Source organism: Azospirillum sp. TSO5 (assembly GCF_003116065.1).
Lineage (GTDB): Bacteria > Pseudomonadota > Alphaproteobacteria > Azospirillales > Azospirillaceae > Azospirillum.
On the sequence record NZ_LGQY01000016.1, the window covers coordinates 54,207 to 72,746 of the forward strand.

At 68.2% G+C, this 18,540-nt stretch carries 18 protein-coding genes; 5 read left to right on the forward strand and 13 right to left on the reverse strand.

Features of this window, described 5'->3' with window-relative positions; genetic code table 11:
- Positions 1-192: 192 nt before the first annotated feature.
- Both TSO5_RS04080 and TSO5_RS04085 read left to right on the forward strand, forming a co-directional pair.
- Positions 193-771, forward strand: a complete 579-nt coding sequence (locus TSO5_RS04080) for a hypothetical protein (RefSeq protein ID WP_109150367.1) — start codon at positions 193-195, stop codon at positions 769-771.
- Between the two features lie 64 nt (positions 772-835).
- Positions 836-2,047, forward strand: coding sequence for a class I SAM-dependent rRNA methyltransferase (locus tag TSO5_RS04085; RefSeq protein ID WP_109150368.1), 1,212 nt, complete (start codon positions 836-838; stop codon positions 2,045-2,047).
- 28 nt (positions 2,048-2,075) lie between these two features.
- Here TSO5_RS04085 and TSO5_RS04090 read toward each other — a convergent pair whose 3' ends face one another.
- Both TSO5_RS04090 and TSO5_RS04095 read right to left on the reverse strand, forming a co-directional pair.
- A complete protein-coding gene (locus tag TSO5_RS04090; RefSeq protein ID WP_109150369.1) occupies positions 2,076-3,422 on the reverse strand; it encodes a class I SAM-dependent RNA methyltransferase in 1,347 nt (448 codons plus the stop codon).
- A gap of 40 nt (positions 3,423-3,462) precedes the next feature.
- On the reverse strand, positions 3,463-3,885 hold the full coding sequence (locus tag TSO5_RS04095) for a thioesterase family protein (RefSeq protein ID WP_109074332.1): 423 nt from the start codon (positions 3,883-3,885) through the stop codon (positions 3,463-3,465).
- 180 nt (positions 3,886-4,065) lie between these two features.
- On the opposite strand from TSO5_RS04095, the gene TSO5_RS04100 reads away from it, so the two are divergent.
- Positions 4,066-4,311: a hypothetical protein gene (locus TSO5_RS04100; protein WP_014248877.1), complete on the forward strand. Its 246-nt coding sequence runs from the start codon at positions 4,066-4,068 to the stop codon at positions 4,309-4,311.
- Between the two features lie 18 nt (positions 4,312-4,329).
- On the opposite strand, the gene TSO5_RS04105 is transcribed toward TSO5_RS04100, so the two are convergent.
- The 5 genes from TSO5_RS04105 to hemA all read right to left on the reverse strand — a co-directional run bounded on the left by TSO5_RS04105 (position 4,330) and on the right by hemA (position 9,011).
- Positions 4,330-5,145 carry an ABC transporter permease gene (locus TSO5_RS04105; protein WP_109150370.1) on the reverse strand — a complete coding sequence of 272 codons (816 nt, stop codon included), beginning with the start codon at positions 5,143-5,145 and terminating at the stop codon, positions 4,330-4,332.
- Positions 5,146-5,149: 4 nt separating this feature from the next.
- Entirely contained in the window at positions 5,150-6,034 is an 885-nt protein-coding gene (locus TSO5_RS04110) for an ABC transporter permease (RefSeq protein WP_109150371.1), read from the reverse strand.
- Positions 6,035-6,141: 107 nt separating this feature from the next.
- Entirely contained in the window at positions 6,142-6,918 is a 777-nt protein-coding gene (locus TSO5_RS04115) for an Hpt domain-containing protein (RefSeq protein WP_109074335.1), read from the reverse strand.
- 142 nt (positions 6,919-7,060) lie between these two features.
- On the reverse strand, positions 7,061-7,606 hold the full coding sequence (locus TSO5_RS04120) for a hypothetical protein (RefSeq protein ID WP_109150372.1): 546 nt from the start codon (positions 7,604-7,606) through the stop codon (positions 7,061-7,063).
- A 190-nt stretch (positions 7,607-7,796) separates the two neighbouring features.
- Positions 7,797-9,011 carry a 5-aminolevulinate synthase gene (gene hemA, locus TSO5_RS04125; protein WP_109150373.1) on the reverse strand — a complete coding sequence of 405 codons (1,215 nt, stop codon included), beginning with the start codon at positions 9,009-9,011 and terminating at the stop codon, positions 7,797-7,799.
- Between the two features lie 459 nt (positions 9,012-9,470).
- Here hemA and TSO5_RS04130 point away from each other — a divergent pair, with 459 nt between their 5' ends.
- The gene (locus tag TSO5_RS04130; protein ID WP_109150374.1) at positions 9,471-10,577 is read left to right on the forward strand and encodes a DUF2235 domain-containing protein; all 1,107 of its coding nucleotides are present in this window, start codon (positions 9,471-9,473) and stop codon (positions 10,575-10,577) included.
- 74 nt (positions 10,578-10,651) lie between these two features.
- Here TSO5_RS04130 and upp read toward each other — a convergent pair whose 3' ends face one another.
- The 6 genes from upp to TSO5_RS04160 form a co-directional block, all read right to left on the reverse strand.
- Positions 10,652-11,302: a uracil phosphoribosyltransferase gene (gene upp / locus TSO5_RS04135; RefSeq protein ID WP_109085003.1), complete on the reverse strand. Its 651-nt coding sequence runs from the start codon at positions 11,300-11,302 to the stop codon at positions 10,652-10,654.
- Positions 11,303-11,398: 96 nt separating this feature from the next.
- On the reverse strand, positions 11,399-12,307 hold the full coding sequence (locus tag TSO5_RS04140; protein ID WP_109150375.1) for a diguanylate cyclase: 909 nt from the start codon (positions 12,305-12,307) through the stop codon (positions 11,399-11,401).
- Positions 12,308-12,402: 95 nt separating this feature from the next.
- Positions 12,403-13,047, reverse strand: a complete 645-nt coding sequence (locus TSO5_RS04145; RefSeq protein WP_109150376.1) for a phosphoribosylanthranilate isomerase — start codon at positions 13,045-13,047, stop codon at positions 12,403-12,405.
- Positions 13,044-13,757, reverse strand: a complete 714-nt coding sequence (gene pyrF / locus TSO5_RS04150; protein WP_109150377.1) for an orotidine-5'-phosphate decarboxylase — start codon at positions 13,755-13,757, stop codon at positions 13,044-13,046. Before pyrF ends, TSO5_RS04145 begins: the two co-directional genes overlap by 4 nt.
- 72 nt (positions 13,758-13,829) lie before the next feature.
- Positions 13,830-14,408 carry a biliverdin-producing heme oxygenase gene (locus TSO5_RS04155; RefSeq protein ID WP_109150378.1) on the reverse strand — a complete coding sequence of 193 codons (579 nt, stop codon included), beginning with the start codon at positions 14,406-14,408 and terminating at the stop codon, positions 13,830-13,832.
- 22 nt (positions 14,409-14,430) lie between these two features.
- Positions 14,431-16,341 carry an ABC transporter ATP-binding protein/permease gene (locus tag TSO5_RS04160; protein ID WP_109150379.1) on the reverse strand — a complete coding sequence of 637 codons (1,911 nt, stop codon included), beginning with the start codon at positions 16,339-16,341 and terminating at the stop codon, positions 14,431-14,433.
- A gap of 271 nt (positions 16,342-16,612) precedes the next feature.
- Here TSO5_RS04160 and TSO5_RS33585 point away from each other — a divergent pair.
- Positions 16,613-18,540 (forward strand): methyl-accepting chemotaxis protein (locus tag TSO5_RS33585; protein ID WP_109150380.1); only part of this gene is annotated, 1,928 nt, incomplete at its 3' end.

Here is an 18,540-nt window from a genome sequence, read left to right on the forward strand (position 1 = left end):
CCACCACTGGGTACGTACTGTTAAGGAGCGGGACAGGTTGCACTCGGAAATGCCGAAAGGGACGCCGGGCGCGCCTGTCTCCAATGGCGCACACTATGTGTATGGGGGGCTTCAGCAACATTGATCTACGTCAACGACCCTTGCGGCCCGGGGCTGCCATCGTTCAGTGTCCTTGCAATCGGCCGGACTGAAATGGACGACAGTTTCATCGCCAAACCCCTTGGTCGGCGCCAGATCGACCAGGCCTATCCGCTGGTCTGCGCCATCGCGCCGGGCCTGGGGATCGACCAATGGCGCGCATTTGCCGCAGCGCTGCTCGACAGCGCAACCATGGGCAGCAGTTCCAAGGCCGGGAACGGGGGCGGGGGCGGCGCCGGGACGGACGGCCTGCCCGCGGCCAGGGGCATCATGACCGTGCAGAACGCGCAAGGGTACATGCACGGCCTGTTCTCCTACGCGGTCGAACCGCAGCTCCTCCATGGCCGGACGCTGTGCGTCGACAACTTCGTCGTGCTCGACCTGTTCGACGTCGCCGGCCCCGCCGAGACTCTGCTGCAGGCGATGGAAGGGCTGGCCCGGCAGCTCGGCTGCACCGCCATCCACACCACCCTGCCGGAGCGCTACCTGCCCCGGGACTCCCGCCGCAACCCGATCCCCGACTGCTTCCGCACCGAAGGCCACCGGCAGGAGACCGTCCGCTTCTGCAAGGATCTGGTCGTGGTCAACGACAATGCCCCCGACCTGCCGGGCGGCGCGGTCGGAGCGGAATAGCGGCGCCGGCGGGCAAGCTCCATGCGGCCATTGCGCGCTGGCGAATTGCCGCTAGGATGCGGCCATGAGCGACACCGGCACCAAACCCGTCAAGAAATACCCGCCGATCCATTTGCAGGCCGGCCGCCAGCGGCGCGTCATGCATGGACATCCCTGGGTCTATTCCAACGAAGTCCAGATGGACAGCATCGCCAAGGCGGTGCCGCCCGGCAGCCCGGTGCGGCTTCTGGACCCCGGCGGGACGCCGCTGGGCATCTACACCTTCAATCCGCACACGCTGATCGCCGCCCGGCTGCTGTCGAACGACCCGGCGACCGTGGTGGACCACGCCTTCATCGCCGGCCGGCTGCGCCGCGCGGTGGAACTGCGCGACCGGCTGTTCTCCCGCCCCTTCTACCGCGTCGTCCATGCCGAAGCCGACGGGCTGCCCGGCCTGATCGTCGACCGTTTCGACGATGTGGTGACGGTCCAGGCCAACTCCGTCTTCATGGACAGCCGGATCGACGACATCCTGGCCGCCATCGACGAGGTGATGGCGCCGCGCGCGGTCATCCTGCGCAACGACGGCAGCCAGCGCGCGCTGGAAGGGCTGACGGAAGAGACCCGGCTGGCCAAGGGCGAGATCGACGGCCCGATCCGCCTTGAAGAGAACGGCGTCACCTTCTTCGCCAACCCGCTGGAGGGCCAGAAGACCGGCTGGTTCTACGACCAGCGCGACAACCGCGCCTTCATCGCCTCGCTGGCCAAGGGCGGCCGGGCCATCGACTTCTACAGCTACAACGGCGGTTTCGGCATCCAGTGCGCGGTGGCCGGCGCCACCCATGTGGTCGCGGTCGACCGCTCCGCCCTGGCCCTGGAGAACGCCACCCGCGCCGCCGAGGCGAACGGCGTCGCCGACCGTTTCGAGGCGCGCAAGGCCGACGCCTTCCAGGAGATGGAACGGCTGAGCGAGTCCGGCGAGACCTTCCAGGTGGTGGTCGCCGATCCGCCGGCTTTCGTGAAGTCGAAGAAGGATCTGGCGGCCGGCACCCGCGCCTACCGCAAGATGGCGCGTCTGGCGGCGAAGATCACGGCGCCGGGCGGATTTCTGCTCTGCGGGTCGTGCAGCCACAACGTCGATCCGCCGACCTTCGCCGAGCAGGTCGCCCGCGGCCTGCACGACGCCGGCCGCACCGGCCGCATCCTGCGCAGCGCCGGCGCCGGCCCCGACCACCCGGTCCACCCGCACCTGCCGGAGTCGGCCTATTTGAAGGCGATCGTTCTGCAGCTGGATTGATGCGAGGGGGGAGGCTGCGACAGCCTCCTCACCGCTCAAACAGGCCGACCAGTTCCACATGGGCCGACCACAGGAACTGGTCGACCGGCCAGACCTTCACCAGGCGATAGCCGCCATCCACCAGCACCCGCGCGTCGCGGGCGAAGCTGGCGGGATTGCAGGACACGCCCACCACCCGCGGCACCTTGCTGCCGGCGAGCGCCGCCGCCTGGGCCGCTGCTCCGGCACGCGGCGGGTCGAACACCACCGCGTCGTAGCGGTTGAGGTCCTTCACCCCCAGCGGGTTCTCGAACAGGTCGCGCCGCTCCGCCGTCAGCCGCAGCCCCTGCACCGCGCGGCCAAGCGCCGCCACCGCCGCCTCGTCGCCTTCCACCGCATGCACCGCCGCCTGTTGCGCAAGCGGAATGGAAAAGGTGCCGATGCCGGCGAACAGGTCGGCGATGCGGGACGCCTGCCCCACCCCCTCGCGCACCGCGGCGACCAGCGCCGCCTCGCCCTCCGCACTCGCCTGCAGGAAGGCCCCGGGCGGCGGCTGGATCGGAACGCCTGCGAAACGGATGAAGGCCGGACGGCGGTTCGCCACCGGCTCCGCCGCCGCGCGGTCGGTGGGCTGCCAGGCGATGCGGGCGATGCGCTCCGGCTCGAAAGCGACCAGAGCCTCGCGGGCCGCCCGATCCAGGCTGCGCGGCCCGACCAGCAGCAGGTCGGCGCCGCCCTCCAGGTCGGTCAGCACCACGTCGGCGTCGCCGCCGTCCGGCAGGATCTCCGCCAGCACAGCGCGCAGAGGCTCCACCAGGGCGAACAGGCGGGGCGCCAGGATCGGACACTCCTCCAGATCGACCAGCCGGTGGCTCTGCCGCTCGTTGAAGCCGAACCAGACGCGCTTGCCACGCTTCAGCGCCGCGAAGCGGGCGCGGCGGCGGGCACCGGCGGGCGTACGCGCCAGCGGTTCCAACGCGACATCGCCGAGCCCGACCCGCTCCAGCGCCCCGCGCACCATCCCGCTGTTCCAGGCGGCGTACGTCGCATCGTCCATCTGCTGGAGGGTACAGCCGCCGCAGCGGCCGAAATGGCGGCAGGGTGGGGTCTGGCGGCCGGGGCCGGGCTCAAGAACCTCAAGCAGGTCTGCCCGTACGCCCTCCCCTTTCCCGTCGCCCTCGGCGACACGTACACGCACGCGGTCGCCGGTCACCGCGTAGGGCACGAACAGGCGCAAGCCCTCGGCGAACGCGATCCCGTCGCCGCGCGCACCGACGTCGGCGATGGCGACTTCCATCTCCCGCATCTCGACAGGCGGCTGGGCGGTCTTGCGGGCGGGCGGGCGTCCCTTGGCGAAGGGGCGCTTGCCGGAAGGGCGCTGGGGTGAGCGCGTCATATGTCGGGGTTCCGATGGTACGGGGCTGCGGCGCCTCCCTTTACGCCTCCAGCAGCTTGGCGCGCAACGGTTCCGGGATCGGGGTCGGGCGATGGGCCGCCTTGTCGACGATCACCGCCACCGCTTCCTGGGTGGCGATGCAGAGGTCGCCCAGGAAGATGGCGCAGCCCAGCGTGATCGAGCTGTTGCCCAGCCGCAGCGTCCGCGCGCCGATCCGGACCGTGTTGGGATAGAGCAGCTCCGCCTTGTATTCGATCACGCTGCGGGCCAGCACGACGGTCCACGGAACCTCGTCGGTGAAGCCGCCGACCTGATGGATCAGGGCGACGCGCGCCTGTTCGAAATAGACGCCGAGGGCATTGTTGTTGACGTGCCCCACCGCGTCGAGGTCGTTGAAGCGCACGCGCTCCTCCCACCAGAAGCGGTAGAGGTCGGGGCTGGTCAGGTCGGGCGTCCCGGTCATGCTGTCTCTCTTGCCGTATAGGTCAATGCACCTCCGGACTGTGGCGTATGGTCCGGGGCGGCGCAAGCCCGGCCTCCCGTTTCGCGGTCCCTATTTGCGGGCGCGACAGCGAATTCCCGCGCCAATCGCCGATTGGGCGTGTTATTGGAGTCGGACCAACCCTCCGCAACGGACCGGACGATGAGCAAGGACACCACCAACCAGACGGCCGAGGCGCTGTTCGAAAAGGCGCTGTCGATCGCCGAAAAGCATCTGGATGAGGCGATCAAGGAAGGTGGCCCGCTCGGCCCCTACATCGCCGTCGCCATGATCGAGGCCGCGGTGAACGCCGCCGTGGACGAGACCAGCCACGAAGACGTCATCGACATGCTGCGCGACCTCGCCGCCCAGATCGAGGCGGACGCCGACGAGGCGGAAGAGGACTGAGGATCAGGCGGTTGCCTCTCAAGCGGTAACGGACCCTGCCTGCCGGCGCGCCTCGCGCCGGCGCAGGATCTCGTAGACGACGGCGCCCAGGATGGTCAGCGCGATCAGCACCAGCGACAGCGCGTTGACCGCCGGGGTCAGGCCGGTGCGCACCTTGGTCGCGATGTAGACGGTCAGGGTGGTGTCCAGCCCGCGCACGAACAGCGTGGTGTTGTAGTTCTCGAAGCTCTGCAGGAAGGCCAGCAGGGCCGCCGACAGGATCGCCGGCATCAGGTACGGCAGCGTGATGCGCCGGAACACCTGCCCATGGGTGGCGCCGAGGTCGAGCGCGGCCTCCTCCAGCGCCGGATCGAACCGCTCCAGCCTTGCCGAGAACAGCAGCATGGCATAGGCGGCGATGAAGCTGGACTGCGCCACCACGGTCAGGAACAGCCCGCCGCTGACCCCGAACCACTCCCGCCAGAACACCAGCGTCGAAATGCCGACGATCACCCCCGGCGTCAGCAGCGGCGAGACCATCAGCGCGTAGAGGAAGGTCTTGGCCCGGCTGTGCAACCGGTCGAGCAGCAGCGCCGCCGCCAGCCCCAGCGGCACCGCCAGCGCGATCACCCCCGCGCCGACGATCAGACTGGTGCCCAGCGCCGCCCACATGCGCTGATCCTCCCACAGCGCCTGGAACCAGCTGAGCGTGAAGCCCATCCACGGCGTCACGGTGGGAAAGCGGCTGCTGTTGAAGGTCGCCGCCGCCATGATGCCCAGCGGCAGGAACAGATAGCCGAAGAACAGCACCAGATAGGCGCCGGTCAGCAGGCGGCGGAGTCGTGCGGCGCTCATGGGCTTACTTCGCTATATCGGCCAGCCCGACGCGGAACAGCCGCATCGCGCCGAGGATGAAGCCGATGCACAGCACCAGCAGGATGAAGGCGTAGGCCGCCCCCTGGTTCCAGTTCCCGCCCTCGAAGAACCAGTTGTAGATGATCTCGGTGAACCAGCGGCTGTTCGGCCCGCCCAGCAGCGCCGGCACGGCATAGCTGCCGGCCGCCAGCATGAAGGTCATGATGCAGCCGACGGCGATGCCCGGCTTGGCGTGCGGCAGCACGATGCGGCGGTGGATGCGCAGCCAGCCGGCGCCCAAATCCCGCGCCGCCTCGATCTGGTTGCGGTCCAGCGATTCGATGGCGTTGTAGAGCGGGAAGACCATGAACAGGATGTAGACATACACCATCCCGACGATCACCCCGCCGTCGCCGCCCAGGAAGCGTTGCGGCTCGTCGATGATGCCCAGCCCCAGCAGGATCGCGTTCAGCGGCCCGTTGAAGGCCAGGATGATGTACCAGGAGAAGGTGCGCAGAAGCTCGTTGATCCAGAAGGGCACCACCAGCATCAGGATCAGCAGCGGCAATCGCCGTTTCGGCGCCACCTGCGCCAGATAGAAGGCGACCGGATAGCAGACCGCCAGCGTGGTCGCGGTGACCAGGGCGCTGGCCCAGATCGTCTTCAGGAAGATCGACAGATGGATGCTGTTGGTCCACAGCGTCAGGTAATTCCTGACCGTGAACACATCCTCGGGCCCGCCGATCTTGGACGGCGGCAGCGACGGCCGGAAGGAAAAGCCGATCATCATCAGTTGCGGCAGCACCACCAGCAGCGCCAGCCACAGCGCCACCGCCAGCAGGATCACTCCGGTCAGAACCGGGCCGTACCGGCGAAGTACCTCCGTCATTCGGGCGCTGCTCCAGCCTGTGGGACCGGTTTGACGCCTAACATGGGGATTCCCGCCGGCGCAAGCGCGGCTATATGACGATGACGTTCAGCCGAATGGCAGACCGCTCAGCCCAGATTGTGCTTGGCCACCACCGCGGCGAAGTCGTCGCCGAAATGCTCGCCGACGCGGATGACGGAGACGCCGTACGGGATCTCCTTCAGCGACGGGTGATCGAGGTTCAGCGAGGTCAGCAGGGCCATCGGCACATGCTGGGTCACGCTCATGGCGCGCAGGCCGCGGATCAGGTCCAGGCCGGACAGCCCGTCCATAACCATCGAGGCGATGACCATGTCCGGCGGCACGCGCACGGCAAGGCTGATCGACTCGATCGGGTCGGTCACCGTCATGGTGCGGAAGCCGCAGGCCGCCAGCTCCGTCCCCAGCTTCTTGGCGACGACCTTGGACGGGGTGACCAGCATGATCTCGACGTTGCGGACATCGACGTCGGTGACCTGGAACTCGTAGCGGACCGGCAGGGCGCGGATGATCCGGTTGGTCTCGGCCAGCAGCGGCTGTTCGGCGCGATCGACCAGCTCGGCGATGCGGTCGATGAAGATCTGGGCGTCGACCAGTTGCTTCTCGTCCAGCCGCTTCAGGCCGCTGAGGTAATCCTCCAGCCGGTGGGCGACGAGGCTGACGGTGGGATAGCCGAAGCTGGTGCCCATGCCCTTGAAATTGTGGGCTTCCAGCCGCAGGACGCCGATGGTGTCCGTGTCGCTGCGCTCGCCCTTCACGCGGTCCGCCAGCGCCGCGTTCATCAGCTCCAGCCGATCGCGCGCGTCGTCCACGAACTCCATGCGCAAGCGGTCTTCGAGGTCGTCGGTCGACAGGGACGAGGCCATGGAGAGGATTCCGGCTGGGAAAAGGGGTACCCCGAAGGTACACCAAAACCGCACGCCGAAACAGACGCGGCGCGCCCCTATGCGATAAGGACGCGCCGCGCGAAATAAAACCTTAGAACCCGCAGGGGATCAGAGCCGCGGATCAGAGCCGGGAGAGCAGTTCCTGAAACCAGGCCAGACGCTCTTCCGTCTGGGCGATGTCCCGGTCCAGCCAGGAGGCGAAATGGCCGTCGCAGCCGACATCCGCCCGCTTCAGGTCGCCCAGCCGAGCCAGCTCGGTCTCGCTGAGCGCCACGAGATTGTCGATCTGGTCGCGCTGCGACTCGACATCCAGCAGATGCAGGAAGCGCAGCTTCAGCGCGGTGACCAGCTTGTTCAGCCCGTCGGCCGACGGCGCGCGGACATTGGCGCGCATCAGCGTGTCGAACTCCGCCCGGCCGGTCTCGGTCGGACCCAGCAGGGCGTTGTCTTCCATGCCGCTGCCGTCCAGCGCCTCGATCAGCCCCTCGTAGCGCAGCATCTCGAGCGAGGTGCCCATCAGGTCCAGCGACGGACCCATCATGCGATCGAGGAAATGACGGACGGAGCCGGCCAGATCGGCGTAGCGCAACGGACCGCCCTGGATCAGCGTGCCCAGGACGACGAGGCGCACGGCCTCCTTCGGCATCAGCGAGTTGTCACGGTACATGGCGAACCCCCTGGGCGATGCCCTGGATTGAAGGATGGACGGCAAGCGCAACGGCCGGCCCGCAGCAACGAAGCTGCGAACCGATCGCAACGCTATCCCTCAAAATAGGGGTGCACGCGCCATCTGTCCAGGGGACAAAAGGCCCCTATCGCCAAAAGGGTCTTTCCCGGGCTTTCCAGAGGGGTGCGACTCAGGCGGCGAGACGCAGATCCAGCCGGCTCCAGACGTCCAGCAGCGCCTCGACCAGCATGCCCATCTGCGCGTCGGTGTGCAGCGGGGTCGGGGTGAAGCGCAGCCGCTCCGTCCCGCGCGGGACGGTGGGATAGTTGATCGGCTGGACGTAGATGTTGTGCCGGTCCAGCAGCTCGTCGGACGCGCGCTTGCAGCGGTGGGCGTCGCCGACCATCAGCGGCACGATGTGGCTGACCGACGGCATCACCGGCAGGCCGGCGTCGGCGAACATCCGCTTCAGCGTGGCGGCGCGCTCCTGGTGCTGGGTCCGTTCGACCTGGCTGTTCTTCAGGTGGCGGATGGAGGCCAGCGCGCCCGCCGCCAGCACCGGCGACAGCGAGGTGGAGAAGATGAAGCCGGCGGCGAAGCTGCGGACGCAGTCGATCAGCGCGGTGGAGCCGGTGATGTAACCGCCCTGCACGCCGAAGGCCTTGCCCAGCGTGCCCTCGACGATGGTCAGCCGGTCCATGGCGCCGTCGCGCTCGGCCACGCCGGCGCCGCGGGGGCCGTACATGCCGACGGCGTGGACCTCGTCGAGATAGGTCATGGCGCCGTGCTTGTCGGCGACATCGCACAGGTCATGGATGGGGGCGATGTCGCCGTCCATGGAATAGACGCTCTCGAACGCCACCACCTTGGGCCGGCCGGGGGCGATGCCCGACAGCAGCTCGTCCAGGTGCTTGGGGTCGTTGTGGCGGAAGATGTGCTTCTCGGCGCCCGAGTTGCGGATGCCGGTGATCATCGAGTTGTGGTTCAGCGCGTCCGACAGGATCACGCAGTTGGGCAGGATCTTGCCCAGCGTGGTCAGCGTCGCGTCGTTCGACACATAGCCCGAGGTGAAGAGCAGCGCCGCTTCCTTGTGGTGCAGGTCGGCCAGTTCGCGTTCCAGCAGCACATGGTAGATGTTGGTGCCGGAGATGTTGCGGGTGCCGCCGGCGCCGGCGCCGACCTGATCCAGCGCATCGTGCATCGCCTTCGTGACGCTGGGGTGCTGGCCCATGCCGAGATAATCGTTGGAGCACCAGACCGTGACCGGACGTTCGCGCCCGTTGGAATCGCGGAAGGTCGCCGTCGGGAAATTGCCCGCATGGCGTTCCAGATTGGCGAACACCCGGTAGCGGCCGTCCTGCTTCAGGGTCGCAATCTGGTTGCGGAAGAAAGTTTCGTAATCCATCGCGCGTTCCCGTTCGCGTTCGTCCACTAAGGATCGGCTGCACCGGTTGAAGGCATATGGGCTAGGCCATTCGGTCGGCGCATCGAAGAGGATGGCATGATCCTTACCGTCACGCCACCCGGCATTGATCGAAATCAAGCCAATGTCATATGGGACCTTCGCACAAGTGGCCGGCTTCCATGTCCTGCGGATGCCGCATGTCGGCTTCCCGCCGACAGTCCGGCCGGACGACCATGACTTGACCGAGGCGGCAATTGTATGGGCGGGAACTTTCCGCATAACCATGGCTGCAGTCCGGGAATACGTGCGTATGACTGCGCCGCTCCCCTGGCGCCTGACACCGATTGCGATACGCACACCGATACCTTCCGGAGTTGCGGGCTTTTTCAACAAATCTATTGAAGGAGAAAAACTATCGCTGCCATCATCTCCCGCGCGCATGTCAGCAGGGAGGGCAAGATGGCGAAGCGGATCGTCCTGTGTTTCGACGGCACCTGGAACACGCCGGGCAGCGGCAATCAGCCCGACAAGGACAACGAGGCGGCGACCAACGTCTGGAAATTCTACAAGTCGGTACGGCAGGGCGCCGACGATGGCACGACGCAATTCAGCTTCTACGATTCTGGCGTCGGCACCGACAAGAAGGGCGGCATCGTCCATGATTGGCTCAACCATATCGTTGGCGGCGCCTTCGGCCTCGGGTTGGACCAGAAGATCAAGGACGGCTACCGTGCCCTCGCGTCCAAGTATGAGGACGGTGACGAGGTCTTCATCCTGGGCTTCTCTCGCGGCGCCTACACCGCCCGCAGCCTGGTCGGCCTGATCCGCAACGCAGGACTGCTGCCGTCCACCAAGCTGGACCTGATAGACGACGCCTATGCCTTATACCGCAAGCGCGACGACGGCCCGGACGTGGAAGAGGCGACACGGTTCCGCGAGGACAATGGTTCGCGGCTGATCAAGATCCATTTCCTCGGCGTCTGGGACACGGTGGGTGCATTGGGCATACCGCTTGGCATCTGCGAACATCTGGACGAGAAGCTTTACGGCTTCCACGACACCGAACTCAGCGGACAGGTCCGCAACGCCTTCCAGGCGCTGGCGATCGACGAGCACCGTAAGACCTTCGCCGCCTCCGTCTGGGACCCGAAGGACAAGCCGCAACAGCGGGTGGAGCAGCGCTGGTTCGTCGGCTGCCATTCGAATGTCGGCGGCGGCTATGCGGACGACCAACTGTCGGACATTGCATTGAAATGGATGATGGAGCGGGCCGCCGAGTGCGGACTGGCGCTTGATCCCGAATGGATGCCCCGCGTAACGCCCGACAATGCGCTGGGCACCATCGTCGACTCTTATGCCCAGTTCCTGGAGGGCTTCGGCAAGCTGGCGGAGCCGCGCCATTACCGCCCGGTCTGCGTCCTGCCCTACAGCGAGGAGAACCTGCACGAGTCGGTGCCGCAGCGTGCAACCGGCAACTTGGGCTATGCCCCGCCCAACATCGGCTACCGCAAGGCGCTGGTCCAGTTCGGTACGGTGCAGGAAGAGGAACCGGCCCCGGCCGGCTGAGCGAAGGCCCAACGTAAAGCGGGGCGGAGCCGTCCTCCGGCGCCCGCCCCGTTTCCCGGTAGCTCGATCGGTCCTTACTTGGTGCCGAACATGCGGTCGCCGGCGTCGCCCAGGCCGGGGACGATGTAGGCGTCCTCGTTCAGGTGGCTGTCCAGCGCCGCGGTGAACACCTTCACATCCGGGTGCGACTCGTGGAAACGGCGCACGCCCTCGGGCGCGGCGACCAGCGCCATGAAGCGGATGTTGTGGTCGTCGACGCCATGGCGGTTCAGCACGTCGCAGGCATGGGCGGCGGAGTTGCCGGTCGCCAGCATCGGATCGACGACGATGAACAGCCGCCCTTCGGCCGGCGGCAGCTTCACCAGATATTCGTGCGGCTGCTTGGTGTCATGGTCGCGATAGAGGCCGATATGCCCCTCGCGCGCCGACGGCACCAGTTCCAGCAGCCCGGCCGACATGCCGAGCCCGGCGCGCAGAACCGGCACGACCGCCAGCTTCTTGCCCAGGATCACAGGCGCGTCCATCGGCTGCAGCGGCGTTTCGATCCGCTCGGTGGTCAGCGGGATGTCGCGCGTCAGCTCATAGCCCATCAGCAGCGAGATCTCGCGCAGCAGGGTACGGAACCCGCCGGTCGACCGCTCCTTGTTCCGCATATGGGTCAGCTTGTGCTGGATCAGCGGATGGTCGAGGACGAACAGGTTGGGAAATTCGGGCAGGGTGCGCATGGAATCCGGATCGCGGCTGACGGTAAGGTTATCGCGATCCTACCGCGTCAGGGGGGCCGGGGCCAAGGGGGCTGACCGGCGGGGCGCCGCTTGTCCCTACCCCCGCCCCGCCTTCGCCGCCGCCGGCTTCGGTTCCGGGCGGTCGATGCCGTAGCGGATCACGCGGTTGCGGCCGGAATTCTTCGCCTGATAGAGCGCGCGGTCGGCGCAGACCACCAGATCGTCGACAGTCAGGTCGGACACCGCCTCCACCAGCCCGAAGGAGGCGGTGACGGGGATCATCCGGCCGTCGGGCAGCACCACCGGCGAGCGCATCAAATCGACGCGCAGCCGCTCGATCACCTCATAGCCCTCGTCCAGTCTGGTTTCCTTCAGGCAGACCAGGAACTCCTCGCCGCCCATGCGGAAGGCCTCGTCGAAGCTGCGGACGCCGCGGCTGATGACGGCGGCGGTGGCGGCCAGCACCCGGTCGCCGATGTCGTGGCCATAGCTGTCGTTGATGCCCTTGAACTTGTCGATGTCGCACAGCGCGACGCAGAAGGGCTGGCCGGTGCGGCGATAACGGTTGTGCTCGCGCTCCAGCGCCTCGCCCATGCCGCGCCGCGTGCGCAGGCCGGTCAGCGGGTCCAGGCCGGAGGCGGCGGCGGCGAAGGCGCGCTCCATCCGGCGCAGGTGCAGCATGAACTCCTCGAAGCGGCCGACCACCCCCTCGAACTCGGCCTCGGTCGGCAGCTCGCCACCGGACGCCTTCAGCAGGATCAGCCGGGCCTGCCGGTGCATCTGCTCGTGCAGGGTCGCCAGCTTCTGCACCGCCGGCTGCTGCAGCAGGTCGTCGCGGCTGGCGGCCTGACACCAGGCCTGGAAGGAGGCCGGGGCCGACGACCGCTCCCCGCCGCGCCCCTCACGGTAGAAAACGGCGCGCTGCCACTGGCCGATCCAGCGCAGATGCTCGTCGAGCACGGCGCCGAGCGCCTCGGTTGTGGACGGAGTGGTCGAATCGCTCATGGGCGCATCCTACCCGACGGCGCAAGGTCCCGCCATGCGACCAAGATAAGCCGTAGCATTCGTCTAAAACAGGGTGCTTTCGCCGAAAAACGGCCTCAAAGCGCGGCCACCGCCGACAGAAAGGCACGGACCAGCGCCGGATCCTTGTGGCCGGGGCGGTCCTCCACGCCGGAAGACACGTCGACCTCGCTGGCGCCGGTGACCCGCACTGCCTCGGCGACATTCTCCACCGTCAGCCCGCCCGACAGCATCCAGGGGCGCGGCCAGCTGCGCCCGGCCAGGATCGTCCAGTCGAAGGCGATGCCGTTGCCGCCGGGCAGCGCCGACACCTTGGCCGGCGGCTTGGCGTCGAACAGCAGGCGGTCGGCGACCTCCGCCGCCTCCATCGCCGTGGTCAGGTCTTCCGGCCCGCCGATCTTCACCGCCTTCATCACCGGCAGGGCATAGCGGCCCTTGATCTCGACGATGCGGCGCGGCGTCTCGGCGCCATGCAGCTGGATCAGGTCGAGAGGGACCTGCCCGGTGACATGCTCCAGGAACTCGTCGTCGGAATCGACGAACAGCCCGACGGAGCGCACGCCGGTCGGCAGCAGCCGCGCCAGTTCCGCCGCCATCGGCGGGGCGATGGCGCGCGGGCTGCGCGGGTAGAAGACGAAACCGACATAGCGCGCCCCGCCGGCGATGGCGGCGCGCAGGCTTTCGGGCTCGCTCAGCCCGCAGATCTTGGCGGCGACGGTCATGCGGTCCCCTCAATTTCGGCGACGATGCGGCGGGCGGCGGCGGCCGGATCGGCATCCGCGGTGATCGGCCGGCCGATGACCAGATGGTCGGCGCCGGCGGCCAGCGCCTCCGCCGGGGTCATGATGCGCTTCTGGTCGTTGGTGGCGGCCCAGGCCGGGCGGATGCCGGGCACCATCAGGATGAAGTCGGGACCGCAGGCCGCCCGCACCAGCGCCACCTCGGCCGGCGAGCAGACGACGCCGTCCACCCCCGACGCCTTGGCGAGCTTCGCCAGCCGGACCACCTGATCGGCCACCGGCAACGACTGGCCGACGGCGCCGAGATCGCCGTCGTCCAGGCTGGTCAGCACGGTGACGGCCAGGATCTTCGGCCGGTCGGCCCCGGCGGTCGCCGCCGTTTCCGCCGCCGCGCGCATCATCGCCGGCCCGCCGGCGCTGTGGATGGTCATGAAGGCCGGCTTCAGCGGCAGCGCCGCGCGCACGCCGCCCGCCACCGTGTTGGGGATGTCGTGCAGCTTCAGGTCGAGGAACAGCGGCGGCCCGTCCTCCCCCACCACGGCGCGGACGCCGGCCGGCCCCTGGGCGATGAAGAACTCCAGCCCCAGCTTGATGCCGCCGACGGCCCCCGCCACCTGCCCGGCGATGCGGCGGGCGGACTCGATCTCGGTGGTGTCGACGGAGCAATAGATGCGCGAGGCTGGCGCGGTCATGGGAAGGCGGTCTCCAGAACCCGGATGAGAATGGTCCGGCACCCTAGCAAGGGATGGGGCCGCGCGCCAGTTTCAACCCCTCTGCTCCCCCAGCCATTGCTCCCCCGGCCACTGCTCTGCCGTCCACCGCTCCAGCGCGGCGAACAGCGCGGCGGCCGTGGCGCAGGCGGTGGCAAGCGCGGCGGGGTCGGCAAGCTCCTCCTCCAACCGCGGCATCAGCGCCTTCCAGGCACTGGCCATGTCCAGCCCGTCCGACGCCAGGAAGCGCGCGCCGCGCCGGGCGTCGTATCCCAGCGCGCGGGTGATCCCCGGCAGCATCGCCCGCCCGCCATGGGCGGAGCCGTCCAGCACATAGCGTGCCGCCAACCGCGCCGGCGCACTGTCCAGCGGCGGCAGGTCCGCCATCTCCGGCAGCGCGTCCAGATCGGTGCCGAGAACCCGCAGATCCTCACGCAGCAGCGCCATTCGCGCGGCCCCTTCCCCCAGCGCCCGCTCCACCGGCGCGTTGAAGCCGTGGAGCACGGCCAGCGCGCGGGCATACTGGTCGGCGGTGATGTCCGACCGGACCAGCGGCTGCAGCACCGCGGCCTTGTCCAGCCGGTCGTGGCTCTCCCGCGTCGCGGCGCGCAGCGCCTGCCTTGCCGGTCCCATCAAGCGTGCTCCCCGGTTCCGTTCAGGTCGAGGCCAGCACGCCGGACAACGGCGCGGGTCCGCCGCCATCGGACGTCCCATTCGACGCCCCATTGGACGCTTGGCTGGCTTCCTGCTGCCGCGTCCACAGGGCGGCATAGGCGCCGCGGGCGGCCAGCAGGTCGGCATGGTGGCCGCGCTCGATCACCCGGCCGGCCTCCAGCACCAGGATCTCGTCGGCGTCGATCACGGTGGACAGCCGGTGGGCGATCACCAGCGTGGTGCGACCGCGGCTGACCTCGCGCAGGTTGGCCTGGATTTCCCGTTCGGTGTGGGTGTCGAGCGCGCTGGTCGCCTCGTCGAACAGCAGGATCGCCGGGTCCTTCAGGATGGTGCGGGCGATGGCGACGCGCTGCTTCTCGCCGCCGGACAGCTTCAGCCCGCGTTCGCCCACCGTGGTCTGATAGCCGTCGGGCAGCGCCATGATGAAGTCGTGGATGTGGGCCAGCCTTGCCGCCCGCTCCACCTCCGCCGGGCTGGCGCCGGGGCGGCCATAGGCGATGTTGTAGAAGACGGTGTCGTTGAACAGCACGGTGTCCTGCGGAACGATGCCGATGGACGCCCGCAGCGAGGCCTGGGTGACGTCGCGGATGTCCTGCCCGTCGATCAGCACCCGGCCGCCATTGACGTCGTAGAAGCGGAACAGCAGCCGGCTGATGGTGGATTTGCCGGCGCCAGACGGGCCGACGATGGCGACCGTCTTGCCGGCCGGCACGGTGAAGCTGACATCCTTCAGGATCGGCCGGCGCGGATCGTACCCGAACTCCACCCCCTCGAAGCGCAGCTCCGCCCCATCGACCGCCAGCGGCTTCGCGTCGGGGCCGTCGGCCACCTCGCGATCGACCGCCAGCAGCGTGACCATCGACTCGATGTCGATCAGCGACTGCTTGATCTCGCGATAGACGACGCCGAAGAAGTTCAGCGGCTGGTAGAGCTGCAGCAGGTAGGTGTTCACCAGCACGAAGTCGCCCAGCGACATGCTGCCGTCGACGATGCCCTTGGCGGCCATGCCCATCACCACCGCCAGCCCCAGCGAGATGATCGCCGACTGGCCGACATTCAGCAGCGACAGGCTCTGCTGGCTGCGCACCGCCGCCTTCTCGTAGCTCTGCAGCGCGCCGTCGTAGCGGCGGGCCTCATGCTCCTCGTTGCCGAAATACTTGACCGTCTCGTAGTTCAGCAGGCTGTCGATCGCCTTGGTGTTGGCCTTGCTGTCGGTGTCGTTCATCAGGCGGCGGAACTTGATGCGCCATTCCGACACGAAGAAGGTGTAGAGGATGTAGCCCATCACCGTGACGAAGGTCGCCAGCGCGAACCAGACGCTGAACAGCCTCCACAGGATGGCGCAGACCAGCGCGATCTCCACCAGCGTCGGCACGATGGAGAACAGGGTGTAGCGCAGCAGCGACTCGATGGCCCGGGTTCCACGCTCCAGCGAGCGGGTCAGGCCGCCGGTCTGGCGTTCCAGATGGAAGCGCAGCGACAGCGCGTGCAGGTGCCGGAACACCGACAGCGCCACCCGGCGGATGGTCCGCTGCGCCACGGTGGCGAAGACGGCGTCGCGCAGCTCGGCGAAGATCAGCGAGGTCACGCGGGCAAGGCCGTATGCGACGATCAGTCCCAGGGGGATGGCCACCGCCGCGCCCGGCCCGACGCTCCCGCCCGCAGAAGCAGGCGTCAGCGCGTCCACCGCATGCTTGTAGAAGATCGGCACATAGACGTTGGCGACCTTGGCGCCGACCAGCAGCAGCATCGCCAGGACCACCCGCACCCGCGTCTCCACGGAATCGCGGGGCCAGACATAGGGCGCCAGCGAGCGCATCGCGGCGCGCAGGTCGCCGGACGGGCGGGTGAAGGCAGTGCCATCGGAAGTGGGCGGAAGGCTGCGGCGCATCGGGTTTTTCAGTGGCCTTTACGGGAATTCTGCGCATCCGGTGAAACCGGCCGCCAAGGACCGTTTCCCGAAATGCTGTTCAGGCGACCTAACCTAGGGACCGGTGCGGCATCGTCAAAGCCCCGCGCCGCGACTTTGACACGATTTTGCCGCGGCCCAGGGACGCTTTCCCTGCATTTCCTTGCGCCATGGCAACGGACTGGAAACCATCTTCCTCTACCCTGCCGGGCGTATCGCGTTCGATCCGCACCGCAGACCAAGGCATTTGACCATGCAGAACGCCAGCTTTGCCGGCCGATTCAAGGTGGGCACCCGCATCCAGGTGGGATTCCTTCTGATCCTTGCCCTCCTCGCCCTGGTGGCAGCACTCGGCGTGCGGTCGCTGTCGACGGTGGAGGATGGCTTCACCAAATATGCGTCGGTGTCCGACAACTCGCTGCGGGTTTCCGACGTGGACGGCTCGGTCTCCGACATGCGCCGCAACGTGGTCAACTACTCCTTCTCCGGCAACAATGCCCTGATCGCGCCGATCCAGACGCAGCAGAAGAAGCTGGGCGACATGCTGCGCGCCATCCGCGAAGCGACGCAGGATCCCGCCCGCCGGGCCAACGTCGACGGCATGATCCAGCAGTTCGACAGCTACACCGCCAATTTCGGCCGGTTGGTCAAGGCGCGCGAACTGCGCGATCGGCTGGTGTCGGAAGAACTGGTGCCGATGGGCATGAAGGCGCGGGAGGGGCTGAACAGGGCGATCGCAACAAGCATTGCCGCCGGCGATTTCCAGACGGCGGCCCATGCGGGCCAGATTCAGGAGACGCTGGTCCTCGCCCGCCTCAGCGTCCAGCGCTTCCTGACGGACTCGGCGGCGACGGCGGCGGACGAGGCGCGCACCCGCCTGGATGCTTTCCACAAGGCCGCCAGCGCCCTGTCCGCCGGCCTGACCGACCCGGCGCTGAAACGCGACGTCGAGGAGACGATCCAGCTGGCCGGCCACTATCTGGACAGCTTCAACCGCGTGGTCGCGGCGGTCGGCGAGGTCCAGTCCCTGGCCTTCACCACCATGACCAAGGAGGCGGATGAGTTCGCCAGCCTGGTCGACAAGACCATCGCCTCTCAGGCCGAAGTGCGCGAAGCGGTGCTCGCCGCGTCGCGGTCCGATATGGACAACACCACCACGCTGCTGATCGGCATGGCGGTGGGCGCCTTCGTTCTCGGCATCCTGGTGGCGCTGATCACCGCGCGGTCGATCGTCCGCCCGGTGGTGCAGATGACCGGCACCATGACGGAACTGGCCGCCGGCAACCTGACCGTCGATGTGCCCGCCCTTGAGAACCGCGACGAGATCGGCCGCATGGCAAAGGCCGTGCTGGTGTTCAAGGACAATGCCGTCGAGAAGAAGCGGATGGACGAGGCGGAGCGCGAGCGGCTGGAGGCCGAGCGCCGCGCCGCCGAGGCCCAGCGCGCCCGCGAGCAGGCCATCGGCGAGGAGATCGCCGACCTGATCGACGCCGTGTCGAAGGGCGACCTCGACCGCCGCATCGATCTGGCCGGCAAGGACGGCTTCTACAAGACCATGTCGCAGGGCATCAACCGCCTGACCGACACGGTGGAGGCGGTCATCGCCGACCTGGGCGAGGTGTTGAGCGCGCTGGCCCAGGGCGACCTGAACCGCCGCGTCACCCGCGATTACCAGGGCGCCTTCGAGCGGGTGAAGACCGACGTCAACGCCACCTCCACCCGGTTGGCGGAGATCGTCGGCCAGATCACCCAGGCGGCCGAGACCATCGCCGCCGCCGCCGCCGAGGTGTCGCTGGGATCCTCCGACCTCGCCGACCGCACCGAGCAGCAGGCCTCCTCGCTGGAGGAGACCGCGGCCAGCATGGAAGAGCTGGGGGCGACCGTGCGCTCCAACGCCGAGAACGCCCAGCGCGCCAACGTGATGGCCGCCCAGGCCCGCGGCTCCGCCGAATCGGGCGGCGGCGTCGCCGGCTCCGCCATCGAGGCGATGCGCCGGATCGAGGAATCCAGCCGCAAGATCACCGACATCATCGGCGTGATCGACGAGATCGCCTTCCAGACCAACCTCTTGGCGCTGAACGCGGCGGTGGAGGCGGCGCGGGCCGGCGACGCCGGGCGCGGCTTCGCCGTGGTGGCGCAGGAGGTGCGGCAGCTCGCCCAGCGCTCCGCCCAGGCGTCGAA